At 41.1% G+C, this 22,223-nt stretch carries 28 protein-coding genes; 12 read left to right on the top strand and 16 right to left on the bottom strand.

Features of this window, described 5'->3' with window-relative positions:
* The first annotated feature begins 73 nt into the window (after positions 1 to 73).
* The 3 genes from NSQ70_RS04270 to NSQ70_RS04260 all read left to right on the top strand — a co-directional run bounded on the left by NSQ70_RS04270 (position 74) and on the right by NSQ70_RS04260 (position 1,987).
* A complete protein-coding gene (locus NSQ70_RS04270) occupies positions 74 to 238 on the top strand; it encodes a YvrJ family protein (RefSeq protein ID WP_073415715.1) in 165 nt (54 codons plus the stop codon).
* 94 nt (positions 239 to 332) lie between these two features.
* Positions 333 to 1,496, top strand: coding sequence for an oxalate decarboxylase family bicupin (locus NSQ70_RS04265; RefSeq protein WP_335364433.1), 1,164 nt, complete (start codon positions 333 to 335; stop codon positions 1,494 to 1,496).
* A gap of 68 nt (positions 1,497 to 1,564) precedes the next feature.
* Positions 1,565 to 1,987, top strand: coding sequence for a regulatory YrvL family protein (locus NSQ70_RS04260; RefSeq protein ID WP_017366876.1), 423 nt, complete (start codon positions 1,565 to 1,567; stop codon positions 1,985 to 1,987).
* Between the two features lie 4 nt (positions 1,988 to 1,991).
* Here the strand turns inward: NSQ70_RS04260 and NSQ70_RS04255 are convergent, their stop codons facing one another.
* Entirely contained in the window at positions 1,992 to 2,459 is a 468-nt protein-coding gene (locus tag NSQ70_RS04255) for a DinB family protein (RefSeq protein ID WP_342502482.1), read from the bottom strand.
* A gap of 206 nt (positions 2,460 to 2,665) precedes the next feature.
* On the opposite strand from NSQ70_RS04255, the gene NSQ70_RS04250 reads away from it, so the two are divergent.
* Both NSQ70_RS04250 and NSQ70_RS04245 read left to right on the top strand, forming a co-directional pair.
* A complete protein-coding gene (locus tag NSQ70_RS04250; RefSeq protein WP_342502481.1) occupies positions 2,666 to 3,436 on the top strand; it encodes an NAD(P)/FAD-dependent oxidoreductase in 771 nt (256 codons plus the stop codon).
* Between the two features lie 84 nt (positions 3,437 to 3,520).
* On the top strand, positions 3,521 to 3,799 hold the full coding sequence (locus NSQ70_RS04245; protein WP_342502480.1) for an FAD-dependent monooxygenase: 279 nt from the start codon (positions 3,521 to 3,523) through the stop codon (positions 3,797 to 3,799).
* A gap of 23 nt (positions 3,800 to 3,822) precedes the next feature.
* Here the strand turns inward: NSQ70_RS04245 and NSQ70_RS04240 are convergent, their stop codons facing one another.
* The 3 genes from NSQ70_RS04240 to NSQ70_RS04230 form a co-directional block, all read right to left on the bottom strand.
* Complete coding sequence (locus NSQ70_RS04240; protein WP_342502479.1) at positions 3,823 to 6,417, bottom strand: YfhO family protein; 2,595 nt, start codon at positions 6,415 to 6,417, stop codon at positions 3,823 to 3,825.
* A gap of 87 nt (positions 6,418 to 6,504) precedes the next feature.
* Entirely contained in the window at positions 6,505 to 7,488 is a 984-nt protein-coding gene (locus NSQ70_RS04235; protein ID WP_008341983.1) for a glycosyltransferase family 2 protein, read from the bottom strand.
* 301 nt (positions 7,489 to 7,789) lie between these two features.
* Positions 7,790 to 8,062: a YfhJ family protein gene (locus tag NSQ70_RS04230; RefSeq protein ID WP_017366871.1), complete on the bottom strand. Its 273-nt coding sequence runs from the start codon at positions 8,060 to 8,062 to the stop codon at positions 7,790 to 7,792.
* 116 nt (positions 8,063 to 8,178) lie between these two features.
* Here NSQ70_RS04230 and NSQ70_RS04225 point away from each other — a divergent pair, with 116 nt between their 5' ends.
* Positions 8,179 to 8,328, top strand: a complete 150-nt coding sequence (locus NSQ70_RS04225; protein WP_003217849.1) for a small, acid-soluble spore protein K — start codon at positions 8,179 to 8,181, stop codon at positions 8,326 to 8,328.
* 25 nt (positions 8,329 to 8,353) lie between these two features.
* Entirely contained in the window at positions 8,354 to 8,527 is a 174-nt protein-coding gene (locus tag NSQ70_RS04220; RefSeq protein ID WP_003217811.1) for a YpzG family protein, read from the top strand.
* Between the two features lie 226 nt (positions 8,528 to 8,753).
* Here NSQ70_RS04220 and NSQ70_RS04215 read toward each other — a convergent pair whose 3' ends face one another.
* Both NSQ70_RS04215 and recX read right to left on the bottom strand, forming a co-directional pair.
* Positions 8,754 to 9,068 (bottom strand): YfhH family protein, encoded by a 315-nt coding sequence (locus NSQ70_RS04215; RefSeq protein ID WP_041090747.1) that lies wholly within the window; start codon positions 9,066 to 9,068, stop codon positions 8,754 to 8,756.
* 3 nt (positions 9,069 to 9,071) lie between these two features.
* Positions 9,072 to 9,863 (bottom strand): recombination regulator RecX, encoded by a 792-nt coding sequence (gene recX, locus NSQ70_RS04210; protein WP_017358838.1) that lies wholly within the window; start codon positions 9,861 to 9,863, stop codon positions 9,072 to 9,074.
* Between the two features lie 95 nt (positions 9,864 to 9,958).
* Here recX and NSQ70_RS04205 point away from each other — a divergent pair, with 95 nt between their 5' ends.
* From NSQ70_RS04205 to NSQ70_RS04195, 3 genes are all read left to right on the top strand, one after another.
* Complete coding sequence (locus NSQ70_RS04205; protein WP_326378970.1) at positions 9,959 to 10,855, top strand: TIGR01777 family oxidoreductase; 897 nt, start codon at positions 9,959 to 9,961, stop codon at positions 10,853 to 10,855.
* Between the two features lie 53 nt (positions 10,856 to 10,908).
* Positions 10,909 to 11,019, top strand: a complete 111-nt coding sequence (locus tag NSQ70_RS04200; RefSeq protein ID WP_017358836.1) for a YfhE family protein — start codon at positions 10,909 to 10,911, stop codon at positions 11,017 to 11,019.
* Between the two features lie 61 nt (positions 11,020 to 11,080).
* On the top strand, positions 11,081 to 11,236 hold the full coding sequence (locus tag NSQ70_RS04195; protein ID WP_008341997.1) for a YfhD family protein: 156 nt from the start codon (positions 11,081 to 11,083) through the stop codon (positions 11,234 to 11,236).
* A gap of 36 nt (positions 11,237 to 11,272) precedes the next feature.
* On the opposite strand, the gene NSQ70_RS04190 is transcribed toward NSQ70_RS04195, so the two are convergent.
* A complete protein-coding gene (locus NSQ70_RS04190; RefSeq protein WP_024720283.1) occupies positions 11,273 to 11,860 on the bottom strand; it encodes a nitroreductase in 588 nt (195 codons plus the stop codon).
* A 270-nt stretch (positions 11,861 to 12,130) separates the two neighbouring features.
* Between NSQ70_RS04190 and NSQ70_RS04185 the strand changes: the two genes are divergently transcribed.
* On the top strand, positions 12,131 to 13,387 hold the full coding sequence (locus NSQ70_RS04185; protein ID WP_008341668.1) for a transcriptional regulator: 1,257 nt from the start codon (positions 12,131 to 12,133) through the stop codon (positions 13,385 to 13,387).
* A 35-nt stretch (positions 13,388 to 13,422) separates the two neighbouring features.
* On the opposite strand, the gene NSQ70_RS04180 is transcribed toward NSQ70_RS04185, so the two are convergent.
* The 3 genes from NSQ70_RS04180 to mprF form a co-directional block, all read right to left on the bottom strand.
* Positions 13,423 to 13,890: a DUF393 domain-containing protein gene (locus NSQ70_RS04180; RefSeq protein WP_024720282.1), complete on the bottom strand. Its 468-nt coding sequence runs from the start codon at positions 13,888 to 13,890 to the stop codon at positions 13,423 to 13,425.
* Positions 13,891 to 14,228: 338 nt separating this feature from the next.
* Positions 14,229 to 14,777, bottom strand: coding sequence for a thioredoxin family protein (locus tag NSQ70_RS04175; RefSeq protein ID WP_327872577.1), 549 nt, complete (start codon positions 14,775 to 14,777; stop codon positions 14,229 to 14,231).
* 93 nt (positions 14,778 to 14,870) lie between these two features.
* The gene (mprF, locus tag NSQ70_RS04170; RefSeq protein ID WP_017366868.1) at positions 14,871 to 17,441 is read right to left on the bottom strand and encodes a bifunctional lysylphosphatidylglycerol flippase/synthetase MprF; all 2,571 of its coding nucleotides are present in this window, start codon (positions 17,439 to 17,441) and stop codon (positions 14,871 to 14,873) included.
* 168 nt (positions 17,442 to 17,609) lie between these two features.
* Between mprF and NSQ70_RS04165 the strand changes: the two genes are divergently transcribed.
* Positions 17,610 to 18,089, top strand: a complete 480-nt coding sequence (locus NSQ70_RS04165) for a MarR family transcriptional regulator (RefSeq protein ID WP_008341672.1) — start codon at positions 17,610 to 17,612, stop codon at positions 18,087 to 18,089.
* 17 nt (positions 18,090 to 18,106) lie between these two features.
* On the opposite strand, the gene NSQ70_RS04160 is transcribed toward NSQ70_RS04165, so the two are convergent.
* From NSQ70_RS04160 to NSQ70_RS04135, 6 genes are all read right to left on the bottom strand, one after another.
* A complete protein-coding gene (locus tag NSQ70_RS04160) occupies positions 18,107 to 18,391 on the bottom strand; it encodes a hypothetical protein (RefSeq protein WP_041506577.1) in 285 nt (94 codons plus the stop codon).
* A 12-nt stretch (positions 18,392 to 18,403) separates the two neighbouring features.
* Positions 18,404 to 18,931 (bottom strand): YfiT family bacillithiol transferase, encoded by a 528-nt coding sequence (locus NSQ70_RS04155; RefSeq protein WP_327872578.1) that lies wholly within the window; start codon positions 18,929 to 18,931, stop codon positions 18,404 to 18,406.
* A 13-nt stretch (positions 18,932 to 18,944) separates the two neighbouring features.
* On the bottom strand, positions 18,945 to 19,952 hold the full coding sequence (locus NSQ70_RS04150; protein ID WP_096881144.1) for a zinc-binding alcohol dehydrogenase family protein: 1,008 nt from the start codon (positions 19,950 to 19,952) through the stop codon (positions 18,945 to 18,947).
* 89 nt (positions 19,953 to 20,041) lie between these two features.
* Positions 20,042 to 20,539 carry a hypothetical protein gene (locus NSQ70_RS04145; protein WP_024720278.1) on the bottom strand — a complete coding sequence of 166 codons (498 nt, stop codon included), beginning with the start codon at positions 20,537 to 20,539 and terminating at the stop codon, positions 20,042 to 20,044.
* Positions 20,540 to 20,638: 99 nt separating this feature from the next.
* Positions 20,639 to 21,397 carry an anti-sigma factor gene (locus NSQ70_RS04140; protein ID WP_285529391.1) on the bottom strand — a complete coding sequence of 253 codons (759 nt, stop codon included), beginning with the start codon at positions 21,395 to 21,397 and terminating at the stop codon, positions 20,639 to 20,641.
* Positions 21,394 to 21,960 carry a sigma-70 family RNA polymerase sigma factor gene (locus tag NSQ70_RS04135; protein WP_017358828.1) on the bottom strand — a complete coding sequence of 189 codons (567 nt, stop codon included), beginning with the start codon at positions 21,958 to 21,960 and terminating at the stop codon, positions 21,394 to 21,396. Before NSQ70_RS04135 ends, NSQ70_RS04140 begins: the two co-directional genes overlap by 4 nt.
* Positions 21,961 to 22,223 lie beyond the last annotated feature (263 nt).

Here is a 22,223-nt window from a genome sequence, read left to right as displayed (position 1 = left end):
CCCCTTTTGATTTCCTATTTCTTCTTTCATACCACTTATAGAGAAGACGAGCATCCGCTGGGAGGTGAGACAAATGGAGACCTTTTTTTCGGAGGAATGGCTGAAGCAGCTCGGTCAGGCTGGATTTCCTGCTATTTTAACGATTTATTTGCTGACACGTTTTGAACGAAAGTTTGATGAATTAAGCAAACTCATCCAACGATTGGTCGCTGTTCAAAAAAATGATGAATCAGATTGACATCTTCTTGATTCGTTTCACCTTATGAAAACGAGGGCGAAATGAAAGGCCTTTTGTCACCTCACACAATACGATGTTGAAAGGGGATTTTATCATGAGTGAAAAGCAAAATGGTGTACCGCAGCCGATTCGAGGAGAAAAAGGAGCAACGGTCAAAATTCCACGTAATCTCGAGCGAGACAGACAAAACCCAGATATGCTCACGCCACCAGAAACCGATCATGGAACGGTTTCCAACATGAAATATTCTTTTTCTGATACGCACAACCGTTTAGAAAAAGGCGGTTACGCAAGAGAAGTCACGGTACGTGAACTGCCAATCTCTAAAAGTCTTGCCTCTGTGAACATGCGGCTAAAGCCTGGTGCGATTCGTGAGCTTCACTGGCATAAGGAAGCGGAGTGGGCGTACATGATTTATGGGGAAGCCCGAATTACATCGGTTGATGCAGAGGGGCGCAATTTTACAGAGGATGTGACCGAGGGTGATTTATGGTACTTCCCCTCAGGCTTGCCGCATTCTATTCAAGCACTTGAACCGGGAGCGGAATTCTTGCTTGTGTTTGATGATGGTTCCTTCTCTGAAAATAGTACGTTCCAAGTGACTGATTGGCTTGCCCATACCCCAGAGGAAGTCGTTCTCCAAAACTTTGGAATGACAAAGGAGCAATTTAAGAAGCTGCCAGAGAAAGAGAAGTATATTTTCCAAAAAGGAATTCCTGGTTCCCTTGAGTGTGACAAGGTGAAAACAGAGCAAGGAGAAGTCCCGAACTCCTTTAAATATGAGTTGTTAAAGCAAGAGCCGATTACGTCAAGCGGCGGACAAGTGTGGATTGCGGATTCTACCAATTTCAAAGCTTCTAAAACGATTGCCTCCGCTCTTGTGAAAGTTGATCCAGGTGCCATTCGTGAGCTGCACTGGCACCCAAATACGGATGAATGGCAATATTTCATTTCTGGAAAGGCACGAATGACGGTCTTTGCTTCTGATGGACATGCGAGAACCTTCAACTATCAGGCGGGAGACGTTGGCTATGTGCCATTTGCGATGGGGCATTATGTAGAAAATACAGGCGACGAACCGCTCTATTTCTTAGAAATCTTTAAGAGCGATCATTATGCAGACATTTCACTCAATCAGTGGCTTGCGGTCACACCGAAACAGCTTGTTTTGGATCATTTAGATCAAGGCGAAGAATTCTTGAAATTGCTTGATACAGAAAAACATCCTGTCATCGCTGCACCTAAAAAAGAGGATTAATTCCAACCTTCCTGCAAAAAGGCTATTCTTTTTGCAGGTATCTTCATGTAAAGGAGTGTTGTTTACCCATGCAACAATCTGTTCACGCTTTATGGCAAGGGCTGAAATGGCTCATGGCGCTATCAGCTGTCTGTTACATATTTTTGTTGTTTTGTGTGCTGTTCTTTCATTTGACCGGTGCTTTTTACCAATCGATTTTATCGTTGATTCTGTTTATGGGCATCTATGTTGTACTTGGGATCTCTTTTGAACATCTGGAACACGTGCTCATGCGGTTTGTTCGTAAGTGTCGGTCCAAAAAACGATCCATCGTTTTCTATGCCGTTTTATTTCACCTTTTGTTTATTTGGGGTGCTGTCTATGTATCAGACGAATTGGTTGACGGCATTTTGCTGACTACTTCTGAAGAAATTCTCTTTGCGCTAAGTCTTTGGTTATTTCATTTTTTGTTTGATTATGCGTCGTTTTCGTTTGATAAGGAAGCTTCGTGAGGCGCTATCGTCTTTCTGTAGAGAGTACTTTTTTAATCTGCTCCATATGATGGAGATCATGTTTAATCAAACCTTGAAAATAACTTGATAACGTCAGCTCGGTTTGACCGATCAGAAAGGGTGTAGTCCAGCGAGATGCTTCGATTTTCTTCGTTTCTTGAAGCAATTTTGTTCTAACAGCAATAAATCGCCCGATCGTCTCGCTTCTCTCTTCCTTTCTTGCTCTTTCGGCTGACTGCCGGTTCATTTCATGCACACCAGGTGCCTGAGGTAACGCTTTATTGTTCCAAAATTCCTTTAGGCGATCGTGTAAAATAAATTCATCCCATGGAACGAAATGTGCGATGATCTCAGCAATGCTCCACTTTCCATCAGCGATGGCGCTACGCCATTCTTCTTCTGTTACTTCCGTTAGTGACTGCACCCATTCAAGGGTGTGTTCATAGTGTTTTATAACGGTGTCTTTGTTCATGTTTTGTTATCCCCTTCATGTTTTTAAAAGAAGTTGATCAGAAATTGGTTAGTTTCATTCTTGCTAAATCATTTATAACATATTATCATATACTTTAATTACCAAATGAAAAGGGGGAATTGTGATACGCTGTCCTATATGAAAAAGCTTATTTTTTTGCGCCAAAATAAACCGACCGGTCTGTTTGTAAAAAGGGAGGAAAAATGATGAAATCTCAAAATGTGATCATTATCGGCAGTGGTGTAGCAGGATTGGCTACTGCTTTATTTTTAAAAAAGGCTGGAATGGAAAGTACGATTTATGAAAGCAGGTCAGATGAAGAATTAGAAACAGGAGCAGGTTTTTTACTGTCTCCGAATGGGGTAAAGATTTTGGATGGAATCGGGTGTAAAAATGAAGTGATAGCAAATGCAACAGTGATAAAGAAGATCCAGCAAATAAACAGTGAAAATGAAGTAGAAGCGATATTTCACAATTATAGTGAAAAATATTATGATGCCCCTTTACTGAACGTCATGAGAGACCAAATCATCAAATCACTTTTAAAAGAAGTTCACCGTCAAGGAATAGAAGTGAAGTACAACAAAAAGTTAATCTCAATCAAACAGCAACCTCATTCCGTTCAGGTTCTTTTTGAAGATGAAACTGAGATAACAGGTGATATCGTAATAGGAGCAGATGGAACTTTTTCTAAAACAAGAGAGGCTATTGCGTTTAATGCTAAATTAGACTATAGCGGTTTTTGGGGACTACAAGGAGTATCGTTTGTGAAGGATTTTGTATTGGATGAGGCAACAAGTTATTTTTACAATGACGGAAACTTTCAATTCATTTTTGGGAAAGCGCATCCAACAAATAAAATGAATATTTTATGGCAAGCTTTCTCTCAGTGTCCTGAGAAGTTACCTACAAAACATTTTGAGAAAGCCAATCAAGAAACCATCCGACAGTTATTATATAAACAAATGGAACATTAGAACATTCCTAAACACCTTTCTGACATCATCGATCATACTAACATGTTCTTTCCAAGAAGTATCTATGAAATAAAGGATTTTCCTGTGTGGTCAAAAGGACGTGTTGTTCTTGTAGGTGATGCGGTACATACGGCGAACCCTTTTGTTGGTCAAGGAGCATCGTATAGTCTAGAAGATGCCATGCTCATAGCAAAGATGCTAAGGGATCATGAGTATCGAGATGCGTTCTATTATTATGAAAAGGATCGAAGAAAGAGGACAGAGGAATTGAATGCGCTATTTCAGCACATGAGTATTCAAAACGATATTGATAAAAAAATGAACGAATACACGATTGAATGGGATGAAGAAACTTACGTATGAGATGAAAGATAAAAAAACACCACTTATGCTGAAAAGTGGTGTTTCTTGTGTTTTCTCCGTGCATAGAAGATCGCACCGATCAAACTGACGAGTGAAATCAATGCGAGAGTTCTGATATAAGGCGGATAGTAGGTGAGCACGATCTCGTTTTTGCCTTTTTCTATTGGAAAACCGATAAACGCATAATTGGCTTGTTCAATATCGGTTTGATGGCCGTTCACCGTGAGCTCCCAGCCTTTTTCATATGGAACAGGCAGAATCATATAATCATCGCCGCGCTTGTTCTCATAAGAAATCGTAAAGCGGTTATTTTTAAGCTTCACCTGCTGGCTGCCATCATCCTGTTTTTCTTTTTCATATGCCCGCGCAAGGGTGCGGTAAGGCTCATGATACAGCTTTAATTGACTCAGCTCATACGTCCCTTTTGGAACTCGTATGGAAAGGATTTTTCCCGCAGGGACTCGGATCGTCACGTCATTAACGCCTGTTTTGTAGATAGACGTATTGCTTTTGCGTGATGTGACGTAGTCATCTACAGATAACTGAAACCCTTCGTTACGGTCGGTCCGCTTCACATAAAAGCTCACATACACATCCCCCACGCGAGCGATATCATCTGGAAGGGTGATATTCAGCCCGCCCGTTTTCCCGTATACATCAAGCACGCCATTTTCGTATACCGCTTGTTCAGTATGAATGTTTGTATCCTTTATTCGATCAGGCGATTGGTCGATTTCAGCATTTCCTTTTTTGTTTAAGATCACACCTTGCAACATCGCATGTTCTTTATCAAGTGCTGACGCATGCTCTAGTGACTTTTCTGAATAGACGGTACTCGTTGTTCTTGCAAATGGGAGCGGATGTGTATTTTCATACACTTCATAATGTTCGCTTTCCAATATGGGCTTAAAATAAACCGGCGGTGAGAAAGACATCGATTTGTCTCTCATATAATACTTCCCGTAGGTCAGACTGTATAAATTCGCCCTGTCCCCCATTGTTGCATACCGGCTGACACTTTCCCGTCCCATATCAATTTGCAGGTCATTCCAGTAGAAATGGAGCAGATGCTGATTCAATATACTTGAATACGCACTCATGCCTTGAAAGCCTTCAAATAACGGGGTGTTGTTGCGCACGCCGTTCATCCAATCAATCCGGGCAAGCGGATCTTCTTTTGAGCGGCTTTGAATCTGCTGAATGAGCTTCATTTGCTCATGTCCAGCATACGCCTCACTATTCAGATACGTATCTGATACGCTCTTAATATTGCTTCTTTCAAATAAGTAGCCCTGCTGATACACGCCTGCTGTCAGTAAGCTCACAACGATGAGCACAGCTGACAAGAGATGAAGGTGCAGACGTTTCCCCGCATGTATCGAGAGGAAGAACAAGCTGATCACAAGCAGTCCTATTCCGGTAAATACAACAACATCCATATTTCCCTTTGCTCGTTCTGAAAGGGCGACTGCGAGAAGGAATACAATCCAAGCGCCTAAAACCGCACGTTTTTTCCACTTCCACTCCATTTGCGAGAAATGCTTGATGGTGATGGCTACGACTGCTCCGACTGTAAAAGCAAGAATGTATTCAAATCTGTACTGCGGTGCAGAAAAACCATTAAACACGCTCGCCATCTTTGGACTGTAGTGAAAAATGATCAGCAGAACACTGATCGATGTGAACATGAAAAACCATCTGTTCCGGTATAGCGGAACGAGAAACAGACAAATCAGAAAGATGACCGGCAATAAATACACCCTGCTTGTAAACAGCAGATGATCATGCAGCGCAAACCAAGGAATTGCCTGTTCATACGGCGGTCTTACATTATTGAGAAAGCCGTAAACAGACGGGATAAAAAAGGCAGCACTGATCCCAAACGATAACAACGTAGAGATCGCAAGGGTCCAGAACACCTTCCAGCCTCGCTCCTCGCTTTGAAGCTTCATCATATATCTGAAGACGAGATAAATGGCTAAAAAGATAAAGTGAATGTAAGCAAAGTAAAAATTGTTGATCAGCATGAGACTGCAAGCCGCAATAAACCATGCCGGCTTGCCTGTTTTAAAAATCCGTTCAACCCCGAGCACAAGCAGCGGAAGCCACATCATGCTGTCGGTGAAAAACTCCCAAAACGTTTGATGCCGAAAGTACACAATAGACAGTCCGTAAATACCGGCACCTGTGAGCGCCCCCAGCCTATGTTGCACAATCGAAAGGAGCACACGATATGCGATGAACAGAATGACTGTCAGCTTGATCACACTCAGCCAAATAACAGCATTTGCCCAAAAGTGAATGTCTGTTGACTGTATAAGGTGAAGCGCATTTAACAGCCAGACAACAGCGACTGTGACCATAAAGACCATCGACGTTGTAAAATAATAACCTAATTGCGTATATGTACCGCCGCCTAGGCCAAATTGATAGGAATAAAAGAAGTTTCCTTTGACGTATTCGTCATACAGCAGTTTTTTAAACGGGAGCATTTGCGAAATGCCATCCCCATCTCCCGTCATATATCGGCCTTGCGTATATTCATATAAGAAAAAGGAGTGTCCTAATAAAGCAAGAATGAGGCACATTCCAATGAGTATCCATCTACGTTTCATCATCTAAATCCTTTCTCCAAAAGATCCACTGTTCATTGAAACAAAACAACCCAGCAAGCGATTCGTGCTTGCCGGTTATTTGACTCCACGTTATTTAAATAACTGCGTTAACACTCGGTCTTGTTCTTTTGAGCTTGTCTCTTGTTCCATGACATTTGATTCTTGAATTAAGTAATGCGGCCTCTTTTTCGTTTCATAGTAAATCCGGCCAATGTATTCTCCGATCACACCTAGACTCAAGAGCTGGACACCACCGAGGAAAAGCACAGCTGAGATTAAAGTGAAATAACCCGGTACCATGATGCCCGTTCTGACGATTTGAATAAAGGTCGCCACGATGTAAATCAAAGAGAGAAATAAGATCAAAATACCCGTATAAAAACAAATACGCAGCGGGCGGTTGTTAAAGGAAATGACACCATCAATCCCGTAGTTAAATAATTTCTTTAGTGACCATTTTGTATCACCATGCTGTCTTTCCACATTTTCATAATAGATGACCTTTTCTTCAAAGCCAATCCAGCAAAAAAGGCCTTTTGAAAAACGATTTCCCTCTTTTAGCTGAAGCAATGCGTCGATCGCTTGACGGGAAATTAAGCGGAAATCTCCTACACCATCACGCAAGTCCACTTCAACCACCTTGTTCATCACTTTATAATACATCGATGATAGGTAAGAACGAAGCTTGCTGTCCCCTTTACGGTTTCGTTTGGCAATGACTTGATGATAACCTTCTTCGTAGCCTCTAACAAAATCCTGAATCAAATACGTTGGGTGCTGCAGGTCGGCGTCCATAATGATCGCAGCTTCCCCTTTTGCATGCTCAAGACCTGCTAAAATTGCAGCTTCTTTCCCAAAGTTACGAGAAAAGGAAATGTATTTGACTTTTGCACTTTTGTGAGAGAGCTCTCTCATGTATTGAAGCGTATTGTCTTTGCTTCCATCATTCACAAAGATGATTTCAAAGTCATAATGAAAATCGCGAAACTCTTCCTCGAGTGCCTCAAAGATTCGTCTGATGTTTTCACCTTCATTGTAAGAAGGAATTATAACAGAGAGCAGTTCCCGTTCCATATCGCACCTTCTCTTCACTTTTTTCACATAGTCTGTTATGTTCATTATTCCTTTTTTGTCAGAAAACGAAACCCTTTTTTATTATCCATAAATTTCATGTATCCTGAATCGTTACATTATATCAGAGTTTTATTTCCAGTGATTTTCACCAACATGAATTTAATGTAATTTTAAGTTTATCCATTGTAAAAAGCCTGTAATTTTGATCACAGACTGGGTATTGTTTCATAAAATTGTTTGGTCAATTATATATTTTCCTGTTTATTGAAAAAGATGAGTGGAAGTGAAAAGGGCAACCCTTTTAATGCAGCAGCCCTTTGTCGTTTTGTTGCAGATGCTCATTTGCCTTCGATTGTTTATTTTGAAATAAATGCAGCTGAGCGCCGTAGCTTTCGATCCATTCTCGGACAATCCGTTCAGTCGTTTCTTGTCCTTTATACTTGCGGCCAGCCTTTGCATAGGTTGTTTCAAAATCACTCCAAAGGAGCTCTACCCATGTACGTGCTTCTTCATATGTGAGCATATTGTTTTTTTCCATTAGTTGTTCGGTTAATCGCTCAAAATATTGTTCCATACTGGTTCCTCCTTCATCTAGCAGAAAGTGCCTTTTTAAAAAAATCTCTTTTTTCATATACTACCCTTACGTCTTCAAAAGACGCAAATGATTTGTATTGTTTGGAGGGAATCAGTATGCGTAATAAAGCAAAGGGCTTTCCAAATCAAGTGAATCACAAGTTTGAAGGCGAACCAGGGGCCACAGATGCTTATGCGTCTAAAAGGCCGAACGGTGAGACGAATACACGTCCACAGGAACGTATGAGGGCATCAGGGAAACGCTAATTTTTCCAAAGGGAGTGCTTGAGATATGAGTTCAAATGGGAAATCGTATATGGAAGACTTTGTTCAATTAAGAACAACCGCTTACCCTCAACCATGGGCGAATGCTAAACATTCTGCCTCTCAGGTCAACGGAGAAACGCAGCAAACGCAGCACGACATCGTACTTCAGAACAACGTCCGTAAACAACGTTCGAAGTAAAGAAAAGGACTGATCTCTAGGGATCAGTCCTTCAGATTGTTGACAAAGGGCTAAAATGAACTTTATTTTAGCCCTTTGTCTTCTTTTCAGCGTGATAGAAAACCTTTGCAGTCTAGGAAGGACGAGTACTGGCGCGGAGCGAATTTGACATTCGTGAGCACCAGCACGCAGGACTGACAACGAATGCGAGGGTTTGTCTACACGATGAAGGACTGATCTCTAGGGATCAGTCCTTTTGCGTAAGCATGGAAATCGGCAGGGCATCTTCTTTATTTGGCGCTGATACTCTGTAGCCCCAAGCAAAAACCCCATTTAAATACTCCACATAAAACTGCTCGTCTGTATCTTTGATGTGATAAGTCGTTTTGGTCTGAAAAGCAGCTGGATCTAATAAATAGGCTTTCGCCATGTCAATTTTCCGCTCCAACACGGCATATTCATTCACAATGCCTAGCTGCTCAGCCTTTCTTGCTTTTTCAGAAAGAGCGGCAATCTCCTGCTTTAATTCGTATTCTGTCATTTCACTATAGCGTTTTTCCATCTGTCATTCCCCTTTGTCTAAAACGTGATCAATTGTATCAAGATCAAATCCTTTTCGGTAAAGGAATTGCTTCACTTTCATTTTCTTCTCAAATGATCCGTCATAACCTACCTTGCGTTTTGCCTTCTCAAGCATATAGTGAAGGGCTTCTTCTTCCTTTTCCTCTTCTTGTCCATCATAGGCTTCTTGAAGGGCTTTATCAATGATATCAAATGAAAATCCTTTTCGCTGAAGCTGCAATTTGATACGCTGTTCAATTTCTTTTGCGGACCGGTTTTTCTCTTTCTTAACCAGCTTTAGCACTTGTTTCACTGCTTCCTCTAGCTGCAAATCATTCGGATATTGCGATAGTGCTTGTTCGATGGTGTCATCGTCTATGCCTTTCAGCTTTAATTCTTTTTTTAGCACTGACGGGCCTTTGCTATTCGTTTTTCGGTGGGTGCTTACATACGCTTCTGCAAATTCAAGATCATTTACATACTTATAATGTTTTAATTTGTGTATAATTTCACTAATAGCAGGTGCTGGTATGTCTTTCTTCGTCAAATAATCAGTGACTTCTTTCACTGATCTCATCCGATACGATAAATAATCGACGGCCTGCTGAAATCCTTTTTTTACTGCATCACCGAATTGAATCTCTATGATATCGGCTTCGTCCAGCTCTTTTCCCTTTTTCAAATCATGCTGGACGAGCACATCTAGATCAACGCTAAAAGCGTACTTTTCATCAAGAAAGATGTTCACGCGTTCTGTATTGTTTTTCTGAGCAGAGATTTTCGTAATATAGGGCATCCTGTGATCACTCCTTTTTTCAAACAGTCAGGATGTTTCTTCTGATTCAAAATCGTGAAAGATATAGGTATGTATATGAGAGGAGAAGATGTCAATTGAATATCGCCATTACCGGAGGAACCGGGTTTATCGGCCAGCATGTCACAAAGGTGCTCGCAGCTGAAGGACATCATCTATATATTCTAACAAGAAATCCAAAGGAATCCGAACAAAATCATTTACATTACGTGCAGTGGCTGACAGAAGGTGCTAAGCCTGAACATGAATTGCCTGCGATTGATGTATGGATTAACCTTGCTGGAAAATCCATTTTCACACGCTGGACGGACAAAGCAAAAAAAGGCATTCTCTCCAGCCGTATTCAATCCACACAAGAAGTGAGACGCATTATAGAAGCGCAGGAATCGAAACCATCTGTGCTCATTCAAGCAAGTGCTGTCGGTATCTACGGCACTTCCAAGACAGAAGACTTTACGGAGGAGGCCCCTCCAGCCGATACAGACTTTTTAAGTCATACGTCAAAACTTTGGGAAGCTGAAGGGCAAAAAATTGAGGCGCTCGGTATTCGCACGGTTTATACACGCTTTGGGGTAGTGCTAGGAGAAAAAGGCACGCTTCCTCTTATGACCTTGCCATACAAGCTGTTTGCCGGTGGAACGATTGGCTCTGGCTCGCAATGGGTATCTTGGGTTCACGTGGAGGATGTAGCACATCTCATTGCGTATGCCATTGAGCATGAACACATATCAGGTCCACTCAATGTCACATCTCCAAATCCTGTTCAAATGAAGCAGCTGGGGCAAACTATTGCATCTACCCTTCATCGCCCTCACTGGCTGAAGGTGCCGTCCTTTGTCATCAAAACCGCACTTGGCGACATGTCATTGCTTGTATTAGAAGGCCAACGTGCTCTGCCGAAAAAGGCACTGCTGTCTTCTTATGAATTTTTACACCCTGAGCTAAAAGAAGCGATTTTGCATTCAGAGGAATAAATTTTGTCAAAAACACCCATCCTATTAAAAATGAGATGAGGGGGGCGATTTTGATGAAGAAAAAAGAACACCAGCCGACTTCAAAACTGAAGAAAACCCAGGAAGTTCTGTATCAGCAGGAATTCAAAAAAGCGGAAAGAGCAGCAGAAAAAAGAAACAAATAAAACGGATATTCCTCTTTTACAAGCACATAACTAAAGTGATCTTGTAAAGGAGGGAAAAGCTTTGAAAAAAGACCAACACAAAAAATCCAACCACCAGCTTGCGGCACAAGAGACGGATGGCGAATATGTTGAATTTTCCAAAGAACTTGCAGATCCGAATGACGTAAAAGCGATGGCACGTATGAAAGCAGCCGATCAGCGTGCCAAAAAACAATAAGTAAAAAAAAAACAGACCCTATCAAAAGGTCTGTTTTTATTTGATTTCAGTTAGCAGGCTTGATGCCTTCTGACGTGACTTTTCCTCAGGCACCTCTTCTGGATAACCGATGTGAAGAATCGCGGCAAAGCGTTCGTTTTCCTTTAATCCCATATCCTGTTGAAACCCTTTGTCGTATAAGATACGGCCGCTCTTCCATACCATACCGATTCCTTGATCCCAAGCCAGCAGCTGGAAGTTTTGAATGAGCGCACTCACAGCGGCAAAATCATCATTTCTCACAACTGGATTTTCGTCTTCTTTTAGAACAACAAGTAAAAGTGCTGGTACTTTAGAAAAATAATCTCTGTACTGATTAATCTTTTCTTCTTTTGCGTCTGGATTGTTGCGTTTAAAGAAAGCAATAAACCGCTCAACAAATACCTCTTTCGCTTCATCCGTCACTGCATATAAAAAACGCCAAGGTTCCGTGATTTTATGATTGGGTGCATAGACTGCGTCCTCTAATAATGGCTGAAGCTGTTCAATGCTCACCGGCGTTTCTTTGAATTTTCGAATCGATCGTCTATATCTGACAGCGTCTCGAACCGTTAACGCTTCTGTTTGTTGTTTTGTTTCTGGCATATATGTCATCCTTTCAATCAACCTTAATTGAAATTGATTCTCATTCACATTATAAACATGATCATGTGCTGTTTGCAAATAAGACCTCACCTCTCTGCTAAAAAGTTGTTTGACTTTTTCAAGTAATGTTACAATCATATTACGTTTTAAACAAATTTTGAGAAAAAAGCCAAGATGATGAAATGGTTTCAGGTATTTCCACTTTGTTAAATGCGGCTATTTTTTCAAAAAGCTTTCAACCCATGATTGGAAGGGAGGCTTCTGAATGGAATGAAAATCAATATTGGGCAAATCATCAAACTCTATCGTTATAAACAAAATATGACCCAATCGGAGTTGGCAGAAGGAATTTGTTCTGTCTCTCATTTAAGTAAAATTGAAAATGGCTCAAAAGAGGCCAATCAAGATACGATCAATCTTTTGCTTGAACGGCTTGGAATTAGTCAAGAAACGCTGTCGCAAAAGGCGCGTCATCTGTTGTCATTGCTCGATGAGTTTCAGATGAACATGTATTTCTATGCGCTCGATCAAGCAGAGCAAAATGCAGAAATGATCATTCATCACGAGGAACAGTTCTTTTCGCTAGATTTAGGGATTCAGTATCATTTGTCCTTATTTCAATTTTATTTATTAACAGAAAAACAACAGCTTGCCTTAAAAACGCACCGCGTGCTTAAGAAGTTTGAAAAAACCTTTATTGACACAGAAAAAGAAACGTTTGAATATCTAGATGGCATCCACCAGATTAAAATCGGTCAACTCGAAGAAGGATTGAAAAGACTTGAAAGCTGCTTTTCTTACGCTTCTGTTGAACAGAGCGACCTGTATTATCACTATGCAAAAGCACTTGGAGCCATGGGGCATCTCGGTGATGCGCTTGAGGCCACACATCAAGCAATGGATTTGTATAGACAAAAAAATAATTTCAAGCGGGTCATTCATTGTACACTCATTCATGGGGTCATCTCACTGGAGTTAAAGGCCTTTCAAACAGCTAAAAGATATTTAAAAGAAGTGATTTTACACACATCGCTTCACCCTGATGCTTATATTAAGATGACAGCTTATTTTTATTACGGGGTTCTCTTAAAACGCCAAGGCGATTTCTCATCCGCTGTGCCTTATTTACTAGATTCACTCAATTATTTTAATCAAGAACAGATAGAAGATCGTTACTGTGAAACGCTTTATGAAATCGCGACATTGTATGCGGAATATGATCGCAAAAAGGCGCTTCCATATATACACGAGCTGCTCAAACAGCCTCGTATTCAACCAAACTGTTTATATATGATTAAAATCTATAAATTGATGATTGAAGAGAATCCTCATGATTTGAAAACTTATTTAGTAGAAGCAGCGATTCCTTACTTTGAACACAATCAGCTCCACAATGAGTACTTGTTTGCTCTTAGAACCTTGCTTTCCTATGCGGCTTCTGAGCTTGATAAGCGTGCATATATGTCTTACACAACGAAGCTGCTTGATCACTTAGCATCATATATCCCGTATTACAAAAAAGCATGACCTTCTGCCGATCGAAGGTCATGCTTTTTCTATGATTAGATGGTCTTTTGTTGATCTGTATCGGGACGGGTGACTTGTTCGACAGAATGAATGTACCGTTTTCTCGCAAAATAATCGTAAGCATGCTGCCCAAAGCCAAGCCAAATGCTGAGTACAATGAATGGGACCGTTCCCCATAATGCAGGGATGTGACAAGCCATTCTCAGCCACGTATAAATCCCTGAGTTTTTTTGATTTTTCGCTAAGGAAATAGACACGATTCGTTTCTCTGCCTTCTCTTCACTAATTTTATTCAGTCTCAGCAGCTGTGAGTTTCTAAATGATTCAAAGTGAATTCGATTTTTCCAATCGAGTGATTTCAACAGGTCAATTGCTTTTGCACATGAAGGACTTTGTCCGTCATAAAACACAAGCAGTCTGAGTGATTTGATGGAACGCTGTTCTCTTTTCTTTGATTCAGCGAGCTTCTTTTTTTCTTGATCGAGATAGATGATTTTTTTCATAAATTGATCGCCAGCCCTTTTCCTTCATTTATTTTTTTTAGTTCGTTCAAAGGAGATTACAACTAGATTACTATAGTTGCTGGGCCTCTTGTATTGGGAAAAAGCCATCCGACGTGCGTTATATGAGCCTTTAGATAAGGGCAAAATAGCTGATTTCATGGCATATATGAGGTTTTTCAACTAAAAGTGGTTGGGAAAATCGTGATGCTTTGCGGTTTTCTGCGGTATTTGATAGAATTCTGCGGTTTTTCTACATCTTTATGCGGTGTTTTGTAGGTAAAACGCAAAAACAAGATAAAAAAAGACTACTTCCCATTGCGGCGAAGTAGTCTTTTGGTTTATATTTTTGCCAAAACTTCTACTATTTCTTTCTCAATATCTTTCCATAAGTAACGATCTGTCGTATAGTGATGTGCGACTTCTTTCGCAAACACTTTAAATGCTTCCTCAAAATCGGGTGCATCTTTATCCGGCTTTTTCTCGTCGACAAAGCGCTGAGCTTCTGCTGAGCGAGGTCCCCATTTCCCCACTTCTTTCCCGTCCTGATCAATGATGACGATAATCGGAATCGATCTTGCGGTCCCGTTCGTTAAATACTGATCCATCAGGTCTAGGTGCTCGTCCCGAATGAAATAGCGCGCATCAATCAGTGCTTCATTTGCAATACGCATGAAAATAGGTACATTAACCATCGCATCACCGCACCAATCTGCCGTGATCACAAGCGCTCTGAGCTTTTTCTTTTGAAGTTTTTGAAGCAGCTCTTTTTCCTTTTGATGAATTGCGTACTGGTTGTACACCGTGAGTAAGTTTTCACGGTTTTTCTCCATGTTGTGTACATATGTACGTTCAGCTAATCCCTTTGTAAACCATTCATTTAGTGTCATGTGAACATCCCCCTTACCCTTCAACTTTACCACTTTTGCTATTCTTTTGTCTAAAAAAACCTTCACCTAGTGAAAGGTAAAGGTTCTTTGGACTTATGGACGCCGTTTTCGATTTGGGTCCATTCCTATCAGCTTAGTGACGAGCACCATTGTGACAGGAAGTGATGTATTCTTTTTATACGCTAAATATTTTCCGCGCCATTCTGGTTTATATTTCTGCTTAAACGACCGTAAGCCGCTGAAACTATACATATATCTGACGTTATTGAAGATGACACTCGCCAAACGTTCTGTCAGAAAAGACTGGTGGAACGTGCCTACATTCGATAATGGTGCCATTCCCATGTTAAAGGATGTGTAGCCTTTTTCTTTCGCCCATTGAAAAAGGTGGATAAAGAGTGCATCCATCATCCCGTTCGGTGCATCATGCATATGACGCATGAGGTCGATGGATATCTCTCCTTTTTGATACATCGGCATTAAGGACACAAAAGATATGATCTGCCCTTGTTCATCCTTTAAAATCGCAATCGGTGCTTTTTGAAGGTAGTCTTCATGGAAATAGCCTAATGAAAATCCTTTTTCTTTTTTCTTGCCCAGCCAGCTGTCAGAGATTTGTTTTAAGGTTGAAATCAATTCCTCTGAAAAGGGCGGCTCCAGCATTTCAAACGTATAGCCTTCTCGTTCAAATTTATTTGCGACAGCCCGTAAGTTTGATTTTTTCTTTCCTGACAAAGAGAACGTTTCTAAATCGACCATGGCTTCTTCCCCAAGCTTAAAGAAGTGAAAACCTAGGTCATGATAAAGCGCCATTCCTTCACGTTCTACTTGATAAAAAGCGACACGATAGCCTGCTTTTTCTGTCTGCTCCAAAAATTCTTCCAGTACAAGCGGATAAGAGGCTTTACGCCCAGAAGGATCTCCAAGTACAATAACACAACGGCCAATCCGACCAAACTGAAGCATCGCCTCTCCATCACTTGAGAAAAACAATTTTTTGTCTCCCAAAAAACCTAGATGACTAAGCGCATTTCCTCCCTTTTCTTCGAGAAAAGTTTTTAATTTTTCTTCATCGGCTTCTTCACCGATTGGAACTGCTTTTTTATTAAAAATCAATTTACTAATGAAAAAGAAAAGAGGGACGCCAATTAAAGCAATCATACTGGTCATCGTGATATGCCGTTCATTATGAACCAAATAGTCCTTGCTTAGGAAATGACCAATTTTCATCCAAATGAAGTTTCCAATGACATTATAGTTAAACAACACGAGTAAATATCCGGCGGCGGCGGCCACAAACTGATTCAAAGAATAAGGGGCCTGCTGCTTCACAAATTGATTTCGAAGCGAGAAAAATACCACCATGATGACCGGCAATATAAAGATCAAACTCAGGTTAAACCCTTTTAGTAAAGTAAACACAAAGCCGCCTGCTAGGGCAATCATTGTCAATAGATAAGACCGTTTCGTTCTTTTATACACTTCAATGGACAAAATCATTAAAATGATCCCGAACATTAAAGAAAGACCATTAAATCCTGATAACAAAAAGCGTGGAATGGTTGTAATCACACCTAAACGATCAACAGGAAGCACAACGGAAGCCATAATGAGCAAACCGCTTCCAAACGTTAAAATGGACAAAGATCCGTACAATAAACGGATGAGCAGAGCTCGGTGCAAAACAATTAAGACGTTTGTTGTTTCAATAGCAGGCGCCATTCTCGGATTGCCTTCAAGACGCCTGAGTGTTGTTCCAGTTAAATCGTATGCCGCTAGACAAAGTCCAAGAATAAACGGGAAAATGGAGTAAACGAAGCGGTACAATACAAGCGCTGTCAGTACCATCTCCTTATCAAACCCAATGTATTGCATACTGAGTAAAAAGATCAGATCAAACGAACCAAATCCGCCCGGAACCATACTGATTAAACCGCCGATTGACGCAATCGCAAAGACACCTAATACAATACGGACATCAACGTTCATCCCCATAGAGACAACAGCCATGTACATGACAAGACCAGCTGCCAGCCACTCTAAAAACGATGCACCAATATAAGCATAGATCGGGTGCTTCAGTCCGTTTTCACCGCTCTCAATCGAGCTTTTTCGAATGGACGCCATGATGATGTAAATGGGCACAATACAAGCAAAAATAATGACAAATGCCCATAACCACGGCTCCTGACTAATAATACTTTCAACTGGCAGGACCCTAACTAAAATCAAATCACTGAAAATAGATAAGCCGAGCAGAACAGAGGATGTTAAAAGGGCAATGCCTTTCAACAGTTTTTTCGTATCTGTTATGTATTCCTTGTATAGAAGCGTTCTAAGCCCTGCTCCTGATAAACCACCGAATCCAAGCACACTATTAAAGGAGTTGGCGATCCAAGAAATTCGGATCGTTTTCCAGCCGCTGATAGGCATATTAAGGCTTTTTCTTAAAATAAAATCATATAAGGACATGGATAAAACAGCGACAAGTCCAAGAAAGACAAGAATAAACAAGTCCATTCGATTCAAGCTGTCAATAATATAAAACGTTTTTTTAATGGAAAGGCCGCTCAGCTCCTGCTTGGCGACAAAAATTAAGACAAGGATGATCACGATCGGAAAGAGCATTTTTAAGATCGTCATACCCGTTTTTTTGTTCCACATGTTTTTCCCAACTTTCTAAGTTGCTTCATTAATTTCAACTGACCATTATTATACAACAAATACCACTTAATTCATGCAGTTTAACATTCAAAAGCTTCATGATACTTTCAATTAGAAGTAAAAATCAGTAATATAAAGAAAAGAGCCGCTTAAAGGAAGTGAACAAGCGTGGAATATAATATTCATGACACCACCGTACTAAAAGAGGAAATCCTATCTCCTGAGGAAAAAAAGACATGGGTGCTGTATATGAAAGTGCTCACTGCTGCAGGACTTGGAGATGTTTCTGAATGGATGAAGCTGGATATGAGTATGCCTCAAATGAAGGTGCTCATGCTGCTCAATAACCATGGCTCTCTTAAGGTGTCCGAAATTGCTGAAAAAATGGGGGCTTCTTTGTCCAATATGACAGGGCTGCTTGATCGGTTAGAACAATCGAACTTTGTGGAACGAAAGCATTCTGAGCGTGATCGTCGAATCATTGTCGTAGAATTGACAGAGGAAGCGAAAAATATTTTCAGAAGTATTTATCAAAAAGGGCATGAAAAAATTAAAAATTCCCTGCAACGGCTCAATGACGAAGAAAAAGAAAAAGTCAATGAAGGTCTAGCTATTTTAGAAAAAGCACTTCGTCCCGAACGTGGATAAAAAAGAAAAAAAGACGGTCACTTGAGGTCCGTCTTTTTTAATTCTTCTTTTCCTTGTTTATCTGGGGTGAAAAGATATTGACGAATGACTTCCCGGTCATCCCACAGGAGATAACCTAAACCGATAATGAGAAAAATGATGCTGATCCACGTACCGCCTGGGAGTATATCTTCCAGTTCCTCGATCGTTCTTTCTCCGCCTACATTTCCACCATAACGAATCTCAAACAAAACGAATTTTGCTATATAAAACAATGCCGCCGTGCAGATAAACATAGCGCCGACAATTCTTCTACTAGACATGTGTTAACTCCCTTACTTCCACTGATTTCTTTTGATTAATTCCGTGATATGGGCGAGATGATGCTGTGAATGCCAGACGTACATTCCTGTTGCATCATATAAGGACACCGTTTGTTGATCGGCTGGATGGTAATATGCAGCGTTGAAATCTTCCTCTGTCATCTCGCGAAGTAATGTGACCCACCTGCGATGCAGACTGCTGATTAACGGCAGTGATAGACTGATAGGCGCCTTGCTGTCAGGAAGTGAAGCAAATGCTTCTTGATCATATGGACGTATGTGCGGTGTTTCTTCTGTCAGCGCAAGTTTAAATCGCAAGTAGGCGTTCAGATGGCTGTCCGCTACGTGGTGAATGAGCTGACGAACGGTCCATCCTTCTGGCCGATATGGGGTATCCAGCTGAGCATTTGTCAATGGGACAACTGCCTCTTCATACTTTTGAGGAATGAGTGCCAGCTCATCAATCCATGCCTCCAGCTGCTTTTTCGTTTGTTGGTCCACCGGTTCATATAAGCCAATCGGATATTGTAATGATGTCATCTGCTGCCCCTCCTTAAAATCCTTCTAGAACAAATTTACCTATCATCTTCCCTTGCTCAAGTGTTTGATGTGCCTGCTTCAAATTGGCGGCATTGATGGGGCTGAGCACCTTTGTTAATGTGTGTTTTAACTTCTTCTCTTCAAATAATGTACTCGCTTCTTTTAAAAGCTCGTGCTGCTTCATCATATCCGAGGTTTTGTACATCGGCCGTGTGAACATGAATTCCCATACAAATGCAGCACTTTTATTTTTGAGTAATTGAATGTCTAAATGGTGCTGATTTTCAACAATGGTACAGATCGTCCCTTGAGGTTTAATCGCTTCTGCCATCCCTTTGAAATGGCCATCTGTATCATTTAAGCATAAAATGTAATCCACTTCGCCAATCCCTTTTTCCTGAAGCTGCGCTAAGAGCGGCTGGTGATGGTCAATGATATGATCAGCCCCTAATGAGAGACACCATTCATTTGTTTCAGGTCTTGATGCAGTGGCGATCACAGTCGCCTTTGCTAATTTGGCGAGTTGAATGGCGATAGAGCCCACTCCGCCTGCACCACCGATGATCAGCAAGGTCGAGCCTTCTGCATTCCGCTTCATATGCATTCGGTCGAATAGCGCTTCATATGCCGTAATTGTTGTAAGAGGCATGGCAGCTGCTTCGGCAAAAGAGAGATTTGCAGGCTTTTTCGCCACAATTCTCTCATCCACAAGCTGGTATTCACTATTTGAGCCTTGTCGCGTGATATCTCCTGCGTAATAGACGTGGTCACCCGGCTGAAACAACGTACACGCTTCGCCCACTTCCACCACCGTACCGCTTGCATCGTAGCCAAGAATTTTCAATTCATCTTCTTTCTGATTCTTCGGTGACCTCACCTTTGTATCCACTGGATTCACCGACACAGCCTCTACCTTCACCAAAATATCCCTGCCAGCTGCTTTGGGCTTTGCCACCTCCTGATCGATCAAGCTTTGTTCATGCTCAATTGGCAAATACTCAAATAATCCAACTGCTTTCACTCGCTCGCACTCCCTTTCTCCATGCTTCTTTTCCACATTTTATCATACATTTCTGATGCTGATGGATCAGTCAGCAAGCGATTGCACATTTAGGATTTCTTCAAAGCCCTTCGTTCCCTCACGATGTAAGAAGGACGAGCCTTTTGTAAAGAGAGGACATAGGTGAACCAGCCGCTCGATTTAAAAAAGTACTGAACATAATAAAACTGAATGTGCTGCAAGAAAACGACGATGAACAGAAAAATTGTGAATAATAGCGTCACAATGTCTCCCTGCATCCATCCACTGATCAATACCATCACAAAACCGAGCATCATGAGCTGTTCGAGCCTCTGCATGATCTGGACAACTAGATGTCCCCGTTTGGTTAGGTCACCTGATTGACGCTTTCGAATGTTTCTTGATTTATAAAACCATACGATACTTGTCACTAGATGATGAATGATAAAAAGAGCGATCATGACCATAAGTAAAGGAGTTGATTTAAAAAGGTCTTTTATAATGAATGGGATCACCAAAAAATAAAATGCGGTAAATGCGTGTCTACCTGATAAGAGAAATAGTTGTTTTTCTATGTATCGCTGCATGTGTCTCACCTCTATATGTAGTACGTCTCATTTGTCATAAGGTTCCTTCTGCCTATCAAAAAAGGATGCCCTGAAAAAGGCATCCTTCATGAATCAAGCTTAAAATGCAGCACTCAGTACGACAGGGCCTTGCGGAAGCTTGTTATCCTTTTTTGGTTCAAGGGTGACAGCCACAGTATCCCATGATTCGTTTGCTTCTTTTTCAGATAACGCATAGGTGACGGTGCCCTCCCCTTTGCTATCTGTTTTAAAGGCACCGGCCGGAACGGGCTGATCTCCTTTAATGAGCCATACTTGATAAACAGCTGATGAATCAAGCTGGCCTTTTAATCCGTCGGCACTCACTACAAGCTCTTTTTTGCCGTGATGCTCAATCACTGAAAAAGCACCCGTTGTTTTTGCCGATTCGGCAGATGCCAGTGATTTTGTCGCAACAACTTTGACAGGTTGTTCTGCTTGATCTGTTCCATTTGTTAAGAAATACACGTTCCCAGCTGCAGAAATGAGAAGTAGTGCGGCAACGAGAGGCAAAAGCCATTGATTTTTCTTCTTCATTGGCGGTTTCATCTCATGTGCATCACGAACTATTTTGAGATCTTGAGGCGGGTTCGATTTTGCAGCGATTGTTGTCTCTCGTATCTCTTCTTCAAATACTCTTGATAAAATGCGGTCTTTCATCCCTGCCGGAGGCGTTTCGTCCTCTGCTAGAAACGGAATATCAGACATGAGCGATGTCAGTTCTTCAAGCTCTTCTTTGCAATCCGAGCAATGTTTGATGTGTTCTTCAAATTGCGTCTTTTCTTCTCCTTGTAAATGCCCGTTAAAGTAATCAATGACTTGATGTTTACACTGAGTCATGCCTCTTCCTCCTTTCCTCCGCGAGACAGTTTCGTTCGTAAATGCTTCAATGACAATCGAACTCTTCCCTTCACCGTTCCAATAGGGATGCCTAGTTTTTCCGCAATGCTCTTTTGTGTCATTCCTTTAAAATAGACATCTTCGATGATGGTTTGCTGTTCTTTCGACAATGTTGATACTGCTTCACGTATGATTTGTTTTTCTTCGTTCCATTCTACTTCTTTTGACACATCTTCTTGATGATCTGCCAAGTATTCAATATGCTCATCTTCAAGAGCTGTTTCATTTCGGTGTTTCCTTAATAGATCGATTGCCGTGTTTCGTGACATCATAAATAACCATGAGGAAAATTTCCCTTTATCTGTATTGTATTCTCCTATGCCGCGCCAGAGCTTGATAAAGACTTCTTGAAGCACTTCCTCCGCCAGCTCACGGTTTCCAGTCATTTTATAAATAAACGAATATAACACACGTTCATAGCGATCGTACAATAATTCAAGCGAGGGCTTATGTCGATCATGTTTGATCTTGTGATACAGCTCAAAATCCTTCAGTGTGTCCATGGTCATCTCCTTCCTTTTTCATGAGAAAGAGCATTATGCATTCATCATGAAATCTTCACGTATGGCTCATCACTCAAATTGCTGAGATAAGCCTCCTTTGTACTTTACTCTTTTTTCAAGGAGAAAAAAAGAGCGCTGAAAAAGGAAATGTGTTCCTCATGAGAATGTACTTACTAAACGGATGGATGGACCATTTGGATCACCCGCCTCATTGAAAGTCAAGCATCCATGTGTTTGATTCACTGTTCAGTTGATTTTAGCAA

This window comes from Bacillus sp. FSL R5-0397, assembly GCF_038593395.1.
Classification (GTDB): Bacteria; Bacillota; Bacilli; order Bacillales; family Bacillaceae; genus Bacillus; species Bacillus altitudinis.
This window is presented reverse-complemented; position numbering and strand designations above follow the sequence as displayed.

What these genes read in the sequence shown, in the direction of transcription:
- NSQ70_RS04270 (WP_073415715.1), top strand. Translation starts at nt 74, where the DNA reads ATGGAGACCTTTTTTTCGGAGGAATGGCTGAAGCAGCTCGGTCAGGCT.
- NSQ70_RS04265 (WP_335364433.1), top strand. Translation starts at nt 333, where the DNA reads ATGAGTGAAAAGCAAAATGGTGTACCGCAGCCGATTCGAGGAGAAAAA.
- NSQ70_RS04260 (WP_017366876.1), top strand. Translation starts at nt 1,565, where the DNA reads ATGCAACAATCTGTTCACGCTTTATGGCAAGGGCTGAAATGGCTCATG.
- NSQ70_RS04255 (WP_342502482.1), bottom strand. Translation starts at nt 2,459, where the DNA reads ATGAACAAAGACACCGTTATAAAACACTATGAACACACCCTTGAATGG.
- NSQ70_RS04250 (WP_342502481.1), top strand. Translation starts at nt 2,666, where the DNA reads ATGAAATCTCAAAATGTGATCATTATCGGCAGTGGTGTAGCAGGATTG.
- NSQ70_RS04240 (WP_342502479.1), bottom strand. Translation starts at nt 6,417, where the DNA reads ATGATGAAACGTAGATGGATACTCATTGGAATGTGCCTCATTCTTGCT.
- NSQ70_RS04235 (WP_008341983.1), bottom strand. Translation starts at nt 7,488, where the DNA reads ATGGAACGGGAACTGCTCTCTGTTATAATTCCTTCTTACAATGAAGGT.
- NSQ70_RS04230 (WP_017366871.1), bottom strand. Translation starts at nt 8,062, where the DNA reads ATGGAACAATATTTTGAGCGATTAACCGAACAACTAATGGAAAAAAAC.
- NSQ70_RS04225 (WP_003217849.1), top strand. Translation starts at nt 8,179, where the DNA reads ATGCGTAATAAAGCAAAGGGCTTTCCAAATCAAGTGAATCACAAGTTT.
- NSQ70_RS04220 (WP_003217811.1), top strand. Translation starts at nt 8,354, where the DNA reads ATGAGTTCAAATGGGAAATCGTATATGGAAGACTTTGTTCAATTAAGA.
- NSQ70_RS04215 (WP_041090747.1), bottom strand. Translation starts at nt 9,068, where the DNA reads ATGGAAAAACGCTATAGTGAAATGACAGAATACGAATTAAAGCAGGAG.
- recX (WP_017358838.1), bottom strand. Translation starts at nt 9,863, where the DNA reads ATGCCCTATATTACGAAAATCTCTGCTCAGAAAAACAATACAGAACGC.
- NSQ70_RS04200 (WP_017358836.1), top strand. Translation starts at nt 10,909, where the DNA reads ATGAAGAAAAAAGAACACCAGCCGACTTCAAAACTGAAGAAAACCCAG.
- NSQ70_RS04190 (WP_024720283.1), bottom strand. Translation starts at nt 11,860, where the DNA reads ATGCCAGAAACAAAACAACAAACAGAAGCGTTAACGGTTCGAGACGCT.
- NSQ70_RS04185 (WP_008341668.1), top strand. Translation starts at nt 12,131, where the DNA reads ATGAAAATCAATATTGGGCAAATCATCAAACTCTATCGTTATAAACAA.
- NSQ70_RS04180 (WP_024720282.1), bottom strand. Translation starts at nt 13,890, where the DNA reads ATGAAAAAAATCATCTATCTCGATCAAGAAAAAAAGAAGCTCGCTGAA.
- NSQ70_RS04175 (WP_327872577.1), bottom strand. Translation starts at nt 14,777, where the DNA reads ATGACACTAAATGAATGGTTTACAAAGGGATTAGCTGAACGTACATAT.
- mprF (WP_017366868.1), bottom strand. Translation starts at nt 17,441, where the DNA reads ATGTGGAACAAAAAAACGGGTATGACGATCTTAAAAATGCTCTTTCCG.
- NSQ70_RS04160 (WP_041506577.1), bottom strand. Translation starts at nt 18,391, where the DNA reads ATGTCTAGTAGAAGAATTGTCGGCGCTATGTTTATCTGCACGGCGGCA.
- NSQ70_RS04155 (WP_327872578.1), bottom strand. Translation starts at nt 18,931, where the DNA reads ATGACATCATTACAATATCCGATTGGCTTATATGAACCGGTGGACCAA.
- NSQ70_RS04145 (WP_024720278.1), bottom strand. Translation starts at nt 20,539, where the DNA reads ATGCAGCGATACATAGAAAAACAACTATTTCTCTTATCAGGTAGACAC.
- NSQ70_RS04140 (WP_285529391.1), bottom strand. Translation starts at nt 21,397, where the DNA reads ATGACTCAGTGTAAACATCAAGTCATTGATTACTTTAACGGGCATTTA.
- NSQ70_RS04135 (WP_017358828.1), bottom strand. Translation starts at nt 21,960, where the DNA reads ATGGACACACTGAAGGATTTTGAGCTGTATCACAAGATCAAACATGAT.